Source organism: Metallosphaera yellowstonensis MK1, assembly GCF_000243315.1.
Classification (GTDB): domain Archaea; phylum Thermoproteota; class Thermoprotei_A; order Sulfolobales; family Sulfolobaceae; genus Metallosphaera; species Metallosphaera yellowstonensis.
In genome coordinates, this window is record NZ_JH597770.1 from 776,079 (window position 1) to 791,369 (window position 15,291).

Sequence of the window (15,291 nt, forward strand, 5' to 3'; positions counted from 1 at the left end):
CTCTTCCCCAATCAATATTCACATGTGGGGACAGCGCAGGTTCACTCAATGCTCGGGGCTGGTGAGGCCCGTAGTGCCTGTGGAGCTCCGCCCTCTACCCTTTGGGCAAGGAAGCAGGAAACCCGTCCGTTAGGGTGGGGTAGTTCACAATCTCGTCTCACTTCAATTTACTCATGGAAGAGCTATTAAAAAAAAGCTAGGGAAAGGGCATTGACGTGGAAGATACACTTAATACTTATCAGAGAAATATCCAAGGAAGACTGTAACACTTACGCGTAACTACTACTTATTTTTAATTACTTCTAAATATCGTTTTGATATGGGTTATGTTCATGTAGTATTACAAATAGTTTTTATTGATGATCTCCCTAACTGATGATGGGCACTGCCCACGAGGTTTGGGGGGTGAAAAATCGGATGGGAGGGTATTGGTGTTTCCCTCGACTAGCCCCAATGACTTAAGGGTGACTGTGTATGATCCCTTAAGAGGGGTGCCCGTGGCAGAATTAGAAGTAATTAAAGAAGGTAAGTTACGCCACGGGTAAACACTTACACTTAACCACGTGAACCACAAGGAGGGCAAAAACGTCTTCCCTAATTACTGTTTCCTATCCATGAGTAATACACTCAAACAAGTATAAATAACATAATAACGACATTATAACAAGCTCGAATTCTTCAGAAAAGAAATATAAAGGAAATTTTAGCAAATGTGAGCTGAAGATGTAAAAATGAACTTAACTCTAATTTCTATCTGTTATGATAAAGCTCATAACACAACTTTAATTAGACGTTGCTTTAGCGCAATTTATTTCGAAATTATACTCTTTATCGCTCTTAACTCTCCTAATTTAAGAGATGAGATTTTTAGCAATCAGAACGGAACATTTAACGGGATCAAAGAAGGTAAAATTGTATCAATATTAAAGGATAAGGTATTAGCCAATGCAGTAAGTAGTGGGAAAATCAATGGGGAAGAAGCTAATAATTTCTTAAATTACATTAGGTTAATCGAAAAACTTAGAACTCTAGTGGATCATTTCGGCGGTTTTAAAGATGAGTTGCTAAAAATGGGAATTTATAAAATCCGTATTAAGGGTAAAGATCTTAACGTGCAACAGCTTGATGTTGAGAGACTTTCGAGAGAGATCTTAGTAAACCTATTGAAGGAAACAGAGATACGAATGACAATATTAAATAGACTGTTTTCTTCCTCCACCCACATCTAATACTTTCCTCATATACTCCTTTATCTTATCTACGGAATCTACCATTCCAAATACGTCTCCAACTTCTGCCGAAACGTCTACATTATACTTTCTCTTGTACTCCTCAATTATTTGATCCCTTATCTTCATTTGTTCTTCAAAGCTGGCGTTAGTGTCCAACAATAAGTCTCCATAAAAATCATTTAATTTCACATGATACCCTTCATTTCTAAGCTTCAAGGCGAATTCCAAAAGAATTAGCAACTCTAAATGCGCCTTATCGAACCCTTCACCATTTATTTTCTCCCTCAATAAGTCTACTAGCTTAGGATTTAGTATATTATTCTCAAGATAATTTGTAAATTTGTTCAAAATTTCGAGCTTCTTATCACAGATCTTAAGAGCCTTATACAGGCTTACTATTCTTGGGTTTAACGAAAGTAAAGTTATTGAGTACACTACTTCTCTTGGTGAGCACTGAATTTTCAAACTTGTAAGTCCCATCTCATTTTTATTGGATATGTAAAGTATGTAATCTAACACTCTTAACTGCTGTCTGGGTGTTAAACTAGATAGTCTGGACAAAAGAAGTTTAAAATACTCTCGTAAGAGTCGTTTATCCTCTATCATAATTTTTAACAATGAGTTTACATAAACATCGTCAACGTCTAGATCTATATAAGATAGTATTAAATTCAAACCCAATCACTCAGAGAGATGGTATAGAGAACTTACGATACCGAATAAGCTCATTAAAGTGTCTACAATCTTACCTTGCGACGCATAATACATAGTTCCAGCAGTAGAGTATATGAGATGACCAGCGGAAATTATCTTCCTAAAATTTCCATCACTAAAGATCTCTGCCACAGTTAGACCTATGTTAACTCCATGTATTGCAACTCTTGGTAGATCCATATTTAAAACTACTCAAGATTAAATAAAAAACCTATCTCTCATTTTCAGTTAGGGCGACTCAGGACTCGGACGATTCAGGACTCCTTTGCGAATTGTAATATCTCTGTTGATTTGGACTTATTCAATGGAGGAATTACTGAATATATTTGATCATTTCATGAAGAAATAAGGGCTCTTGTAATATTGCAAGAATGAGATAACAGGTGGAGAGGCTGTTTGAGGGCTATGGCCCGGGCGATCCTCCAGGGGGAGTGGCACTTGCCGAACTCTCCGGGAGGGAGTTGAAGGGCTGGTCGGGTTGTTGGACCTAAGGAGGGGCCAGAGCTCCCTGGGGGCAAGGAGGTAGGAGAGGAGGGGAGAGCCCCGGGTGGGCAGGGAGAGGAGTCAAGTGCGTCCCTAACCCTCCTGCTTCGTTTGAGGTGGACCGGGCAGGTCTGCCTCGCGACCTGGATCCCAGAACGGGAGATGGCTTCCTCCACGGCCTTCACCCCCTCAGCTACAACGAGGGTGAGGTTGTACCTCCATAGCCTCACCGGGAGGTCCCAGTAGCTCACGACGTCCTCTTCCCCGGTCAGGACCACGTCCAGCACGGCCCTCACACCGTGGTCAGTGAGTCCCAACGCGATTAAGAGGACCCCCCTCCTCCCTCCCCTCAACTTCACGTACTTCCCGTCCACGATCCACGTACTTGAAGTCCCCCCTCACCTCCAGCTCCTGGGTCCAGAGCTTGGCGTTCCCAACACGGGCAGGAGGAGGGCCCTGAGCACCAGCCTCTCCTCCCTGAGCGACTCCTCCCCTGTACATCACGGGCAACCTCACCGTGACCCACTCCAGCCCTTACACTATCCCCCGGAGGGAGACCCTGAACCCCTCAGGAACCTGTACCTGGCGTACCTGGGGGAGGTCCTCCTCTCCATCTCATTCATTTAATGGCGCGTCCTCCCCAACTACCTCAAGGACGAGCGCGGTCACCACGTGATTGTACACCTCACGGTATGACCTAGCGCTCGTCCCCTTTTCGTGTACTGTTGTAGGATCAATTAAGTCACTTTCATTCTATAGAAACAAATAGAAATCGCAATGGAGCACTGAATCGCCCATCTGTTTAAATTCTCTTATGTTAGCGCTATCGACATGCAAACGGGGGAAAAATTTGAGATTATTGCAAAGTAAAATCTGAGTTATATATTTAAAACCAATTAATATTTAATATCTAGTTATTGACACTTCTTGTTTGATTCTTAAAAGTTTTTTACACTGACCTCTGAGATTGTTATTATGGAAATAGCGGTCTACTGCGGCAAAGTATATAGTTGGACACACGAAGTCTGTAAGTACAATACAGGTTACCCTGTCCTTAATTATAACTCAGTAGTTGAGTGGATCAGTTCGCGTGGGGAGGGAGCTTTCCTAATTTTCGGTACTGATGTTATACCTTATACATTGTACGATTACCCGAACAAGCCGATAAACGAGACGGAAATTTTCAAATTTATGGAAAGAGGAGGTACGGTAATTTGGGTAGGAGATACTCCCCTCTATTACGTAGATAAAAACGGTGTAAAAGAAGAAATCTTTAGTAGAGGAAACGCGTTCCCGTTTGTGCCTAAAAACTTTGAGCATAAGCCGATGTCTAAAAATAGTGAAAACGCTATCGTGGGGGAAATTTTAGAATATAACCCTAAGGAATCTTGGAGACCGGTAGAAGCTAACCCGTCACTGATACCAATAAGTATGATAAAAGGAGAAGGAGGCGGAGAAATACTTTACTCAACGTGGATTTATAAATACGGAAAAGGTAGATTTGTAAGGGTTTACGACTCACCTTATGTTAACGTTGACTACGTGTTATCATTGCCGGAAAAATTAAGTAATCTCGGCATAGGTGTTAGAATAAGGAATTATAGAAGGCTTAGCGATTTTAAGATGATTTTACCTAATTTTAAAATCGGCGTAATCATGGGCAAGAATAATGTTGGTAAAACTAGTATATTAGAAGCAATAGCAATACTTGACGCTAATAACGCAAGTAAGATAAGGGCGTTCAGAGGTAGGATATCTAATCAAATTGCTGAAACTGAACTATTTTTGAATAACGTATATTACAAGAGCGTATTTTCTGAAACTTCTTCAACACGAATTGGAGACGCTAGAGTACTTTTAATATATTCTCTCAATGCCGTCCCTACAGTTACTCCTGATGCATCTACTTTTCGTAAAGTCACTGAGCTATTAAGTAAGTTCGATCCTAACATTTTCTATGTTTACTTATCCGCGGGTAACGAGATCAGAGTATTATTTGACGATAAGACTGACGTTTCAATTAATGAATTAGGTTATGGGTATAAAAGCTTGCTAAACTTCATATTATCTTATGTTGTTTACCAACCTAGGATTATCCTCATCGACGACTTAGAAGGATTTGCCTTACACCCAGAATTGCTTAAACAATTTTACGGTTTCTTACTGAAATTGGACGTAGATTTGATATTAATAACTACGCAGAGCAGTGACGTTTATGTATACTTAGCAGAAAGGCGCTCTGACAATGTTAGGTTTATATTACTCAATGACGGTAAATACGAAGTCCTGTCTTCGGAAGAAGTCTTGGATAGGACGGATTATGAAGATTTAAGATATACAGCATTAAAAATATCTAATGAAGTTCACTGAAAAAGCTAAAATTGAGATAATTTTTGGAGATGGACATTTTGATAGGCAAGTAATTAAAGATGCTCTTGAGAAAAACAAAGATAAATATTGCCAAATCTCATTGTTCATTCCGGAAAGCGGTAGAAAAGGTAAGGGAAGGACTATCAACACTGGAATTGACGGAGTATTAAAGTTCATTAAGGAGGACGTTACAAGGTTTTCCTTAGGTTATATCGTATTTATTGATAAAGAACACTGCTCTTCTGATTGTGAGAACGACGTTAACAAATTCGCAAACAAATATGGAATTTCCATTTCTGTTACGCAAAAAATTGTAGAAAGCCTCGACGTATATAAGCTGACTTGTAGTATAGGAAATAAGAAATTTTTCATGTATTTTATCTTTCTTGGCTTTTACTGCTGTATGGAAGATTTTATCCTGATAAAAATCTGTAATAGTAATACAAGTAAGTTTATAGGGGAAGGGTGTTGTAAAAAATATAAGGAAATATTTAAGCGCGTACAAAAAGAAATGAAAGAATCTTGCATTGAAAAGACGGGCAATTCAGGACTCCTTTGCGAATTATAAATAGAGTTCATGAAAATGGATTTAGAAAAGCTTCTGAAAGCGATTGAAAGGTTTCTTACGAGCTATGGACAACCCCAAGAGTGAATCCATTAACTTAAATTTATGACAGAATATAGAGAAATAATTGTCGTAGAGCGGTAATCTTACTCCCTTTTCCTCGTTTCGACCTCTCGTTAAGGCAAAGAGGTAAGTCACGCCACGGGTAAACACTTAACACTGAGACCTAAGGGCATCAAGTCCACTGAAGACTGTAACTCTTTTACGTAACTACTTGTTATTTCAATTTTACAGCAGTTATGGGATTTTCCTTAGGTAGCGCCCTGCAATCAAGGTAAGATCTGATAACTGCTGCAGTTCTATAAATATCGTTTTGACGTCGGTTATGTTCATGTAGTATTACCCAGAAATCTCTCTTGATGATCTCCCGACCGATGACGGGCACTACTCACGAGGGTGGGAGAAGTTGGATGGGTATTGAAGTTTCCCTCGACTAGCCCCAATGATCTGGGGCGACTGTGTATGATCCCTAGGAGGGGTGCCCGTGGTGCAATTAGAAGTGACTAAGAGTGAGGAGAAGTTACGCCACGGGTAAACACCCTTCCTTTCAACAACTCCTCAATCGCGAGGTCGTCCTCAACTTTTTTAAATGCATAATGCAACAAAATGTTTATTATTAGCCCACACACTAAGCTCTCATGGAAGCAGTAGTTCTCCATGGAGGACAGGGGACGAGGCTGAGGCCCTTGACCCACACCGGGCCCAAGCAGTTGCTGAAGGTGGCAGGAAAGCCAGTCTCCCATTGGGTCATAGATCACCTGAGGAACAACGGGATCAGGGACGTAGTGGTGATCTTGGGAGATAACACTCCCATGAGGGTGGTGGAGTACTATGGGGACGGTTCCAAGTTCGACGTGAGGATAAGGTACGTGTACCAGGGTAGGGCCAGAGGTCTGGCGGACGCGGTGTACAGGGTCAGGGACGTAGTGGGGGACAGGTTCTTGGTGTACCTAGGGGACAACCTAGTCCTTCACGACCTGAGGCCCCTCATGGAGTTCCGGGGTTCCGCCTCAGTCATGTTGGCCAAGGTCCCTAACCCCAACAGGTTCGGGGTTGCTGTGATAAGGGAGGGGAGGATAGTCAGGCTCGTTGAGAAGCCCAAGGAACCCATATCCGACTTGGCCTTGGTGGGGGTATACGCCTTCGACAGGGAGATCTTTGACGTGATAGAGAACCTCAAACCCAGTTGGAGGGGGGAGCTGGAGATAACAGACGCCATTCAGGGGCTCGTAGACAGGGGGAGGACTGTGGAGTACAGCATCATAGACGGTTGGTGGAAGGACACTGGTACTCCCGAGGACATCCTGGAGGCCAACATGACCCTCCTGGACAGGTACGTCCAGAGGGAACTCCAGGGCGAGGTCGAGGGGAGGGTCGAGGGGAGGGTGACCCTACTCCCAGGTTCTAAGGTCGTGAACTCAGTGGTCAGGGGTCCGGCCTTCGTGGGAAGGAACACGGTGATAAGGGACTCCTTCGTGGGACCTTACACCTCCCTGGGGGACAACTGTGAGGTCCTGGGGGCAGAGGTGCAGAACTCCGTCATCCTGGACAACGTCAAGCTACACCAAGTCTCCATCGCCGACTCCTTGGTCGGACAGAACAGCGTGATCTCGAGGGAGGACAGGGTGCAGAGGGCCCACAGGATCGTGGTGGGTGAGAACTCATGGTTGTCCTTGTGATAGGAGGGGCTGGGTTCATAGGTTCCTCACTGGTCAGGGAACTCTCCAAGGAAGAGGAGGTCGTGGTCTACGACCTCCTCACCTACGCAGGTAGGACGGAGAACCTGCAGGGGGTCAAACACGTCCTGGTTAAAGGCGACGTGGCCTCGCGAGAACTCCACGACGTGGTGGAGAAGTATTCCCCCCACACGGTGATCAACCTGGCTGCAGAGACCCACGTGGACAGGTCCATATACTCACCTGAGAACTTCGTCAGGACCAACGTGCTCGGTGCCCTCAACGTCCTCGAGGCGTCGAGGAGGTTCGGTTTCAGGTACGTCCACGTGTCCACGGACGAGGTCTATGGGGAGGAGTGCGCAGACGAACAGGCCCCACTCAACCCCTCCTCCCCGTACTCGGCGAGCAAGGCCAGCGCAGACCTCCTGGTCAAGGCTTACGTCAGAACCTACTCCCTGGACGCCTTCATAGTTAGGCCCTCCAACAACTACGGCCCCAGGCAGTACCCGGAGAAGATGATCCCCAAGGCAGTGATAAGGACGCTCCTGGGCATGAGCGTACCGGTCTACGGCGACGGTAAGCAGGAGAGGGACTGGATATACGTTGAAGATACGGCCAAAGTGATCTCCACGCTGGCCAGGGAGGGGAGGAAGGGTGAGGTCTACAACCTGCCAGGTAACAACGTGGTGAACAACCTTGAGCTCCTCCGCACGCTGGGGGAGGTCATGGGGGTCGAGATCAGGCTCAAGTTCGTGAACGACAGGCCTGGCCACGACAGGAGGTACTGCATGAGGAACACCAAGCTCAACTATCACGTCACTCCACTCAGGGAGGGTTTGGAGAGGACGGTGAGGTGGTACAGGGAGAACAGGTGGTGGTGGGAGCCACTGATCAAGGATCGGTTCTTCCTTGAGGACGAGCCATGGAGGGAGGGTAGATGATACTCATTCTGGGTTACGGTCAACTGGGGTCGGAGCTCGCCTCCCTGATCCCGGACTCCCTGGTGGTCTACAGGTCTCAGGGCCCTTCCAACGGGGTAAGGATGGACGTGACGGACTTCAGGGCCATCGAGGATCTGATCCTGAAGAGGAGGCCCAAGGCCATAATAAACACTGTGGCCGTGACCGACGTGGACGCCTGTGAGGTGAGGAGGGAGGAGGCCTTCAAGACCAACGGCGAGGTCGTCAGACACCTGGCCAGGGTGGCCCGGGTAGTGGAGGCCCACCTCATCCACGTCTCCACGGATTACGTCTTTGACGGAGAGAAGGGGATGTACTCTGAGGTTGACGTACCTAACCCCATCAACTATTACGGTCTCACCAAGCTCGTGGGAGAGTCCTACGCCCTCTCGTATGACGACTCCCTTGTGGTGAGGACCTCCGGAGTGTACGGGAGGAAGGGATTTCCCCTCTACGTGTACAACGCCCTCAGGGAGGGGAAGGAGGTCAAGGCGTTCCGTGGTTACTTCTCCCCCACTTGGGCCAGGGCGTTGGCCGAGGCCATAGTCGAACTCCTGAAGCTAGGGAAGACTGGGGTACTCCACGTGGCCGGTCCCAGGGTCTCAAGGTACGAACTGGCGTTTAGTATAGCCGAGAGGATGAAGCTCAAGGAGCTGGTGAGGGAGGTGGAAGAGGTACCGGGTTGGAGGGCCAGGAGACCCTTGGACTCCTCCTTGGACTCCTCCAGGGCCAGGAGACTCTTGAGCACCGACTTTCAGGCTCAGGGGTACGAGAAGTTGTTCTCGGCCTGAGATAGGGGAGGGCAGGAGGAGTCCTTCCTGTTCACGATAGCGTCGAGGGGCCACCTTATCCCGAGGTCGAGGTAGTGAACGCACCTCTCGTGAGCTGGAGAGTACTCCTTGCTGGTGAAGTAGACCACAGTGGACTCCTCCAGGGCCTGGAAGCCGTGGGCGAAGCCCGGTGGAACCCAGAGCATGAGACCTGGGGTGATCTCCCTGGTCACGAACTTACCGTAGGTCGGGGAACCCAACCTTATGTCCAGGGCCAGGTCGAGGATCCTACCCTGTAACACCGTGACCAGCTTTCCCTGCTCGAACGGTTTCAGTTGGTAGTGGAGCCCTCTGACCACTCCCTTCCTGGAGAAGCTCATGTTCACCTGCCTGACCTCGAGGAAGGGAAGGGAGGAGGACTTGTACAGCTCGGCGAAGTAGCCCCTTTCGTCGGGGAACCTCTGGTAGGTTATCAGTAACACCTCAGGTATCTCCGTGGGAGAGATGGAGAACGGCATGAGACTCAATCTGAGTTTCGGTAATAAATCTTGGGGTTTGGGCTTCACAGGATTTCATGATATCTAATATCAACCCTCAGTCCTTGGGCTTCACCGGAGTCACGGGGAAACCCCGTTTGTCCCTACACTTTGATTTCACTCACTTTATCTTGAATCATGATCGAGTGCAGGGACTTAGCCCTCAGCTACCTACCCGACCTCAAGGTAGGTGGGTCGTGGGACTCCTTTGAGCCCAACGGCACGGGGCTCACATCCCAGATCACTCCCACCCTTTTGGGCATAGCCCACATCGAGTGAGAGTTCATCTTTTATCAAAAAGATCATAATAAATTGATATAAAAACATTTCTGTTAACAGCAGTTATTAGATTTTGCCTTGACTTCAAGGCTACACTTAACGAGAAATCCCATAACTGCTGTCTGTTAACATGAAAAAGGATTCAGCCCTTAGCGGGGGAGTTCGCGGTTATGCGCTTTGCAAACTTCCTCCATCTCGAAACCGAACCTCACCAGCTTGTCCAGGTAGGCTATTACTTTAGACGCTTCGTTGTTTAGTATCGTTCTCGACTTCAGGAATCCTTTCCTCTTCACGTTCAACCTAGATCCCACGTCCGTGATGACCTGGTCGTAATCCTAAACGTTCTCCTCGAGGTACCTCACTCGGTTCATCAAGTCTCCCTCTTTCGTGTTTGATACCCTAGCGTATAATATCGCTTTCCTCCTCACAATTCCCATCAGCTTTTCCACGTCCTCTTCTCTGAACCTCCATCTCCGGCTCTGAAGAACGACTGGTTTAATGTAACCCTCCTTTACGTATTCCCTAAGTATAGCATAGGATATTCCTAAATGTCGGCACACTTCCTTTGGTCTCAGCATTGTATAAAAGTTTATGATGAAATAATATAAATTTTAAGATTCATCGAAAACTGCTGACTACGGCGGTCACAGGGTAGGTTCACTTGATACACTCCAGTCGTTCTATGAACTCGTGGTACATCTCGGCTGTCTTCTCCCAGTCGTACTTGAGGCTCTCTAGATAGGCGGAGCTCCACATGGCCCTGAGCCTCCTCTGGTCGTTGAAGAGGTTGACCAGGAGGTCTGCCATCTTGTTTAGGTCCCCGTACGGTACAGTGTATCCGTTAACTCCCTCGACTATGATCTCCCCCAGGGAACCCACCCTATACCCCACTGCAGGGGTGCCAGAGGCGTTGGCCTCCAGCACTGAGAGTCCCCAGCCCTCAATGAAGGAGGTACTCATGAAGAGCCACGCCCTCCTCAGGAGTTCCCTCTTCCTCTCCTCCCCAACCCTACCTAGCACTTCGACTCCCTCAACGCGTTTAGCTTCCTCCCTCACCTGGCTCTCCAAGTCCCCTCCCCCGGCCACGACCAGCTTGACCCCACGAAGCCCCCTCCCCTTGGCTAGCCTGAAGACCTCGATGGCGTGTAAAGGGTTCTTATACCTCTTCATCCTGTGGAGCCACAAGATAAAGGGTTCGTCGCTCTTCTCCCCGGGGGTGTAACTGGAGTGGTCAATCCCCTCAGGAATCACGGTTATCCTCTCAGGCCTCACCTTGAGTGTCCTCACTGCCTCCTCTCCGGTACTTCTGGAGGGCACTATGACCCTCTTGTAAAACCTTGACAGCCTCTCCGCCCAGGCCACCGGGACAGCGAGGTGGGGAGGGAGCTCGTACCTCAGTACCTGTTGATGGACGTGGTGTATCTTGGCGACGGTACACCGGTTGACGAGGTTAGAGAGGAAGGGCACTGCGTGGGCCACGCTGTCGAACACTAGGTCGAACTTCGTTGCCTCGAGTAAGGAACGAAAGTGGAGGGTCAATGGGTTCCCCCTCCTGATCAGGTGGATCCCCGAGACTTCCCCTGGGCCTCTCCCCACATCCTCACTGAGCCAGTAGACGTCCACCCCCTTCTTGACCAACCTGCTGAACGTCTCCAGGAGATCCCTCTCGGCCCCTCCTGCCTTCGGATGAAAGGGGTCTCTGTGGTTGACTATGAGGAGCTTCAACGGGGTGAATCTCGACTCACGCCCTGATAACTTTTCCTGTGCAGCAGTTATGGGATTTTAACGTAACTTAAAGATTTTCATCAGCCCCGGCGGTCCGCCTAAATTACGTTCGAGAGCCTGAGGAACGCCCCCACGCTCCTCAGGTTCAGCTCCACTACCAGCTCCCTGACGACGTTGTTGATGGTGAAGATCGTGAGGTAGCACTGAAGCCTCTCCCTCCTCCAGAACGAGGAGTCCCAGGGCCTTGACGTCCTTTGGAGCTCCTCGATCTCCCACCCTACAGGCCTCCTCCCCGCTGAGCGAGAGGTCGGTCGTGTAGAGGTACCTGGCCTGTGTCCCGGAGTCGTGTTCCCGGACGAGCAACTTCACCGTGACCACTCGGCCTCCCAGGGTCAGGTCGGCGTAGTAGACTCCAGGGGGTATCCCACTGGGAGGTGCCCCTCCTCGAGGGTGTCCTGGGCAGACCCTGGGCTCGGTTGGACTTGAGCCTTGACATTACGTTGTCCGTCACGAGCTTCTCGGACAGTACGGGAGTCGAAGACGACCCTGGACACGCGGAAGCGCTCCTTGAGCACGTCCAACATCTGGCCACGTCCATCTTGGCCTTGAACTCGGTGACCCTCACAAATCCCACATCTTCCTCACGGCGTAGGGGAAACCGTGAACGTCCTGCTTGAGGTCCACTATCACGACAGTGAGGAGCTTGGCCCTCTCGAACCTCCAGTGGCGTGGCAGTAGATCCAGTAGTTCTCAGGGGCTCACGTCCCCTTGAGCGTCGTGGTCCACGGTGTCGTCCACGATGACGACCTGACCCTTCACCAGTCTGACAGGACCTCCACGCGTCGTCGAGTTCTCCCAACGCCCCCATCAATTCACGTTCCAACCCGAACGTCTCGGCCGCGTTCCTCACGCTGGCCCTCCCACCTAGCAGGACCATGAGGACTAGTGCCAGTTAACCTTCCTGCTCCTCCCCTTCCCCCTGACCACGCCCAGCCTGTTGATCTCCCTGACAGCCTCTCCCTAGCGAACTCGATCTGTCCCTTTCCGCACCTTTTCAGCAGGAAGACGTCGAAAAATAAAAACTTCTCGCTAATACCGACTTCTTCGTATTACCTCCCTAAGATTCCCATAACTGCTGAGCAGTTATTAGATTTTGCCTTGACTTCAAGGCTACACCTAACGAGAAATCCCATAACTGCTGTAAGTTATAACTTCAGAGTGTGAATTTCTCACAATTCTTTACAAGTTTTTTACTTAAGTTCTTCATATAATACTCAACAACCTTTTCTTTTTTCACAAAAAGTGTCATGTTGTCATCGCATAAGAAGGACTTAAACCCTTCCGTGAATTTCTTAATTATATCTCTATTTTTATAATTTATTTCTCTTAGACCTACTCCTACAAGGATATAGTCCTCGTAATTCCTAAACTCGTCTGGAATGTACATCTTTTCTAACAGCTCGACGATGGTAGTACCTCTGTACATCCCCTTTGCTTTGGCTATTACGTACGCTAGGAAGACTATTACGTGGTATTTCTTTTTATACCATGAAAAGGCATCTTCTAACGTAAATCCCCTACCCCTTATGGTGTCGACTACACTCATAAACCACCGGTAGTAATAATTAATCCCTTTTGAGTACCTCCTCTCTCTAGCTCCATAGCTGGACTGTCTATGTAAATTCTTCTCCATTGTTATCAGCGGTATGTGGTAGTCGAAGCCTACTCTATACCAGAACTCTATGTCCTCAGCGACTGTAAGATCATTCCAACCCCCCTTCTCTATAATCTCTTTTTTGGGTGCGACAAGAGTGCCCTGCATCCCAGTTATTACCTTTGCTCCTCTTTCAGCTGAGTATTTCACTATATCGTGAAATATCTTGTTGTATTTTACGTCCATATCGAAATAGGCTGTCATGGAGTTTTCCGGGCAGTAGTTTAGTGAATATTGTCTCCCCACACCTCTTGAGGACTTATAACGCAAAATGGTCAAATTAAAGTCTTTTCTCAACTCCTCCAGATGTTCGTAAGTACCGTCAGTTGAATAATTGTCGGTTATGATTATTTTATAACTGGGGTCGAAAACAGACTTCACACTCTCTTCAACTGTGTCCGCGTTGTTGTAGACGGTACCGTAGAGGCATATCTTCACCATTTACTTTAAGGTAGATTAACAGCAGTTATTAGATTTTGCCTTGACTTCAAGGCTACACCTAACGAGAAATTCTGTAAGTGCTGGGGTCGGACTTTCATTGAGGTTTTATGAATTTATATTTAACCTCTCGTCCTCATACCCCTTATTTCCCTCCACGTGCAGTCTACGGGAGTAACTCCCTTCGAGGACACGGGGAGTTTCATTGGATACCTTCCTCCGCCTCACATTACTCATAGACTTCATAGTGGCACCATCTGATTAATTTTTGTAAGTAATGTTTATAACCTTTACTTTAAACAATCAATTATTGTTCAGGTTATATTTCACTCAAAAATATTCTCAATGAGTCATGATAAATATGGAGATCCAAAATACGCAATACACGTTCCCAAGAGTATTCATGGGAGGATTAAGGGTTTATTAGACAGGGAGGTGATTGTAATTGTTATCCTACCAGATGATGAAGAGTAAGATTATCTGTTCTGGGGAAGCACTTGAAAACTTCCAGTTTATTACAGTAAACGGTAAGATAATTTTCGAAGATGAGGACAGCAGTTATTAGATTTCACCTAGATTGCAGGGCGGTACCTAGGGGAGAATCCCATAACTGCTGTAAGGAGAGAGTTGTTAGGGTTCCCATAACTGCTGCATCTTATTCGAAAAGTGGCTGAGCAATTATTGGAGTATGAAGTTCATCGTTGGCGAAAACTTATTGTGAGAGGGCATGAGGGTGTTAGGGTGAAGGAGTGAACCTCGTAGATCTGGCGCAGTTAATAAATCTCCAAACAATCTAGCCAGCAAAGAGGGATCAAACCATCCTGTGATAGTGTATAAACTTCTCGCTAATACCGACTTTCCGATATTACCTCCCTAAGGTTCCCATAACTCCTGCTCTTAAAAGCTTCTGCCCTGCCACTTCATTCGACTTCATGCGAGAAGATTATCTCGGCTCCCTCCTTCTCAAGGGCTTGCTTGACCTCCTTTTCCACGTAATTGGCCACAACGAAAGGCTTCACCGGTTTCTTGTATTTAGCCTCCAACAACTTCTTTCTAATAATTATTTGATCTACTACCGCTTCGTCGGCGAAGTTCTTTACCTCAAAGACGTAGACGTAGTCGTTGGTCTCATAAAAGTCTATTTCGAACGACCTACCCTTTTCTATTAAACCGAGTTCATCCACTATACTTCCGTGTTTGATTTTGGTAGTGTCTATGTGGTGCAACTTCAGAGCCTTCTTATAGATATTAAGTATGGTCTTCTCAAGACCCTTTCCTGCCCTCGACGTAAAACTGCCTATCTCCACAGACAGCTTCCTCTGCCCCTCCATCAGTTTAAGAATGACCTTGGAGTGCTCCCTCACAGCCTCCTGCAGGGAAGCTATAGCCTCCCCCTGTCTCTTCACGGCCTCCTGGAGTGACTGTATCGCCTCGGTGTGCCTGTTCACAGCCTCCTGCAGGGAAGCTATAGCCTCCCCCTGTCTCTTCACGGCCTCCTGGAGTGACTGTATCGCCTCGGTGTGCCTGTTCACAGCCTCCTGCAGGGAAGCTATAGCCTCCGTGTTCTTTTTCAAGACCTCTTGAAACTCTCTAATACTGTTACTGTTCTCCTCCAATTTCTTTATCACGATGTCGTCCTTCAACTTTTCATAAACTCTCTCGGCTAAGGCAGAAAGGAGTTCCTGATTCTTGAGGATGTCATCGATAGCCTTTGTTCCGCTCACGGCTTAATACTCGCCAACGACATTATTAAAGGGTTTGTCCACCCTT

General features: G+C 47.4%; 13 protein-coding genes and 4 pseudogenes. 7 read left to right on the forward strand and 10 right to left on the reverse strand.

From position 1 onward, the window contains the following. The first annotated feature begins 359 nt into the window (after positions 1–359). Positions 360–545 (forward strand): hypothetical protein, encoded by a 186-nt coding sequence (locus METMK1DRAFT_RS16895; protein ID WP_009075814.1) that lies wholly within the window; start codon positions 360–362, stop codon positions 543–545. Between the two features lie 186 nt (positions 546–731). Next, positions 732–1,229 (forward strand): hypothetical protein, encoded by a 498-nt coding sequence (locus METMK1DRAFT_RS15125; RefSeq protein WP_009075816.1) that lies wholly within the window; start codon positions 732–734, stop codon positions 1,227–1,229. On the opposite strand, the gene METMK1DRAFT_RS15130 is transcribed toward METMK1DRAFT_RS15125, so the two are convergent. The 3 genes and pseudogenes from METMK1DRAFT_RS15130 to METMK1DRAFT_RS16900 form a co-directional block, all read right to left on the reverse strand. Continuing rightward, positions 1,194–1,751 carry a hypothetical protein gene (locus METMK1DRAFT_RS15130; RefSeq protein WP_245544663.1) on the reverse strand — a complete coding sequence of 186 codons (558 nt, stop codon included), beginning with the start codon at positions 1,749–1,751 and terminating at the stop codon, positions 1,194–1,196. The genes METMK1DRAFT_RS15125 and METMK1DRAFT_RS15130 overlap by 36 nt on opposite strands. A gap of 162 nt (positions 1,752–1,913) precedes the next feature. After that, complete coding sequence (locus METMK1DRAFT_RS15135; RefSeq protein ID WP_009075821.1) at positions 1,914–2,126, reverse strand: hypothetical protein; 213 nt, start codon at positions 2,124–2,126, stop codon at positions 1,914–1,916. A 133-nt stretch (positions 2,127–2,259) separates the two neighbouring features. After that, positions 2,260–3,167, reverse strand: a pseudogene (locus tag METMK1DRAFT_RS16900) (transposase). Positions 3,168–3,404: 237 nt separating this feature from the next. Here METMK1DRAFT_RS16900 and METMK1DRAFT_RS15150 point away from each other — a divergent pair. From METMK1DRAFT_RS15150 to METMK1DRAFT_RS15170, 5 genes are all read left to right on the forward strand, one after another. Then, positions 3,405–4,799, forward strand: coding sequence for an ATP-dependent nuclease (locus METMK1DRAFT_RS15150; RefSeq protein WP_009075825.1), 1,395 nt, complete (start codon positions 3,405–3,407; stop codon positions 4,797–4,799). After that, positions 4,786–5,367 (forward strand): hypothetical protein, encoded by a 582-nt coding sequence (locus METMK1DRAFT_RS15155; RefSeq protein WP_009075827.1) that lies wholly within the window; start codon positions 4,786–4,788, stop codon positions 5,365–5,367. The genes METMK1DRAFT_RS15150 and METMK1DRAFT_RS15155 overlap by 14 nt, the downstream gene beginning before the upstream one ends. Positions 5,368–6,062: 695 nt before the next feature. Next, on the forward strand, positions 6,063–7,103 hold the full coding sequence (locus METMK1DRAFT_RS15160) for a glucose-1-phosphate thymidylyltransferase (RefSeq protein ID WP_009075830.1): 1,041 nt from the start codon (positions 6,063–6,065) through the stop codon (positions 7,101–7,103). After that, a complete protein-coding gene (gene rfbB / locus METMK1DRAFT_RS15165; RefSeq protein ID WP_009075833.1) occupies positions 7,088–8,041 on the forward strand; it encodes a dTDP-glucose 4,6-dehydratase in 954 nt (317 codons plus the stop codon). Before METMK1DRAFT_RS15160 ends, rfbB begins: the two co-directional genes overlap by 16 nt. Next, on the forward strand, positions 8,038–8,850 hold the full coding sequence (locus METMK1DRAFT_RS15170) for an SDR family oxidoreductase (protein ID WP_009075835.1): 813 nt from the start codon (positions 8,038–8,040) through the stop codon (positions 8,848–8,850). Before rfbB ends, METMK1DRAFT_RS15170 begins: the two co-directional genes overlap by 4 nt. Here METMK1DRAFT_RS15170 and rfbC read toward each other — a convergent pair. The 7 genes and pseudogenes from rfbC to METMK1DRAFT_RS15200 form a co-directional block, all read right to left on the reverse strand. After that, positions 8,820–9,347: a dTDP-4-dehydrorhamnose 3,5-epimerase gene (gene rfbC, locus METMK1DRAFT_RS15175; RefSeq protein ID WP_009075837.1), complete on the reverse strand. Its 528-nt coding sequence runs from the start codon at positions 9,345–9,347 to the stop codon at positions 8,820–8,822. The two genes, METMK1DRAFT_RS15170 and rfbC, sit on opposite strands and share 31 nt — an antisense overlap. A gap of 122 nt (positions 9,348–9,469) precedes the next feature. Continuing rightward, a pseudogene (locus METMK1DRAFT_RS19330) lies at positions 9,470–9,671 on the reverse strand (hypothetical protein). A gap of 131 nt (positions 9,672–9,802) precedes the next feature. After that, positions 9,803–10,222 (reverse strand): annotated as a pseudogene (locus METMK1DRAFT_RS15180) (helix-turn-helix domain-containing protein); the annotation flags it as partial. A 79-nt stretch (positions 10,223–10,301) separates the two neighbouring features. Then, on the reverse strand, positions 10,302–11,369 hold the full coding sequence (locus tag METMK1DRAFT_RS15185; RefSeq protein ID WP_009075845.1) for a glycosyltransferase family 4 protein: 1,068 nt from the start codon (positions 11,367–11,369) through the stop codon (positions 10,302–10,304). Positions 11,370–11,426: 57 nt separating this feature from the next. Beyond that, positions 11,427–12,427: pseudogene (locus METMK1DRAFT_RS19335) on the reverse strand (IS701 family transposase). A 155-nt stretch (positions 12,428–12,582) separates the two neighbouring features. Further along, positions 12,583–13,524 (reverse strand): glycosyltransferase family 2 protein, encoded by a 942-nt coding sequence (locus METMK1DRAFT_RS15195; RefSeq protein ID WP_009075849.1) that lies wholly within the window; start codon positions 13,522–13,524, stop codon positions 12,583–12,585. A gap of 917 nt (positions 13,525–14,441) precedes the next feature. Continuing rightward, positions 14,442–15,245: a coiled-coil domain-containing protein gene (locus METMK1DRAFT_RS15200; RefSeq protein WP_009075855.1), complete on the reverse strand. Its 804-nt coding sequence runs from the start codon at positions 15,243–15,245 to the stop codon at positions 14,442–14,444. Between the last annotated feature and the right edge of the window lie 46 nt (positions 15,246–15,291).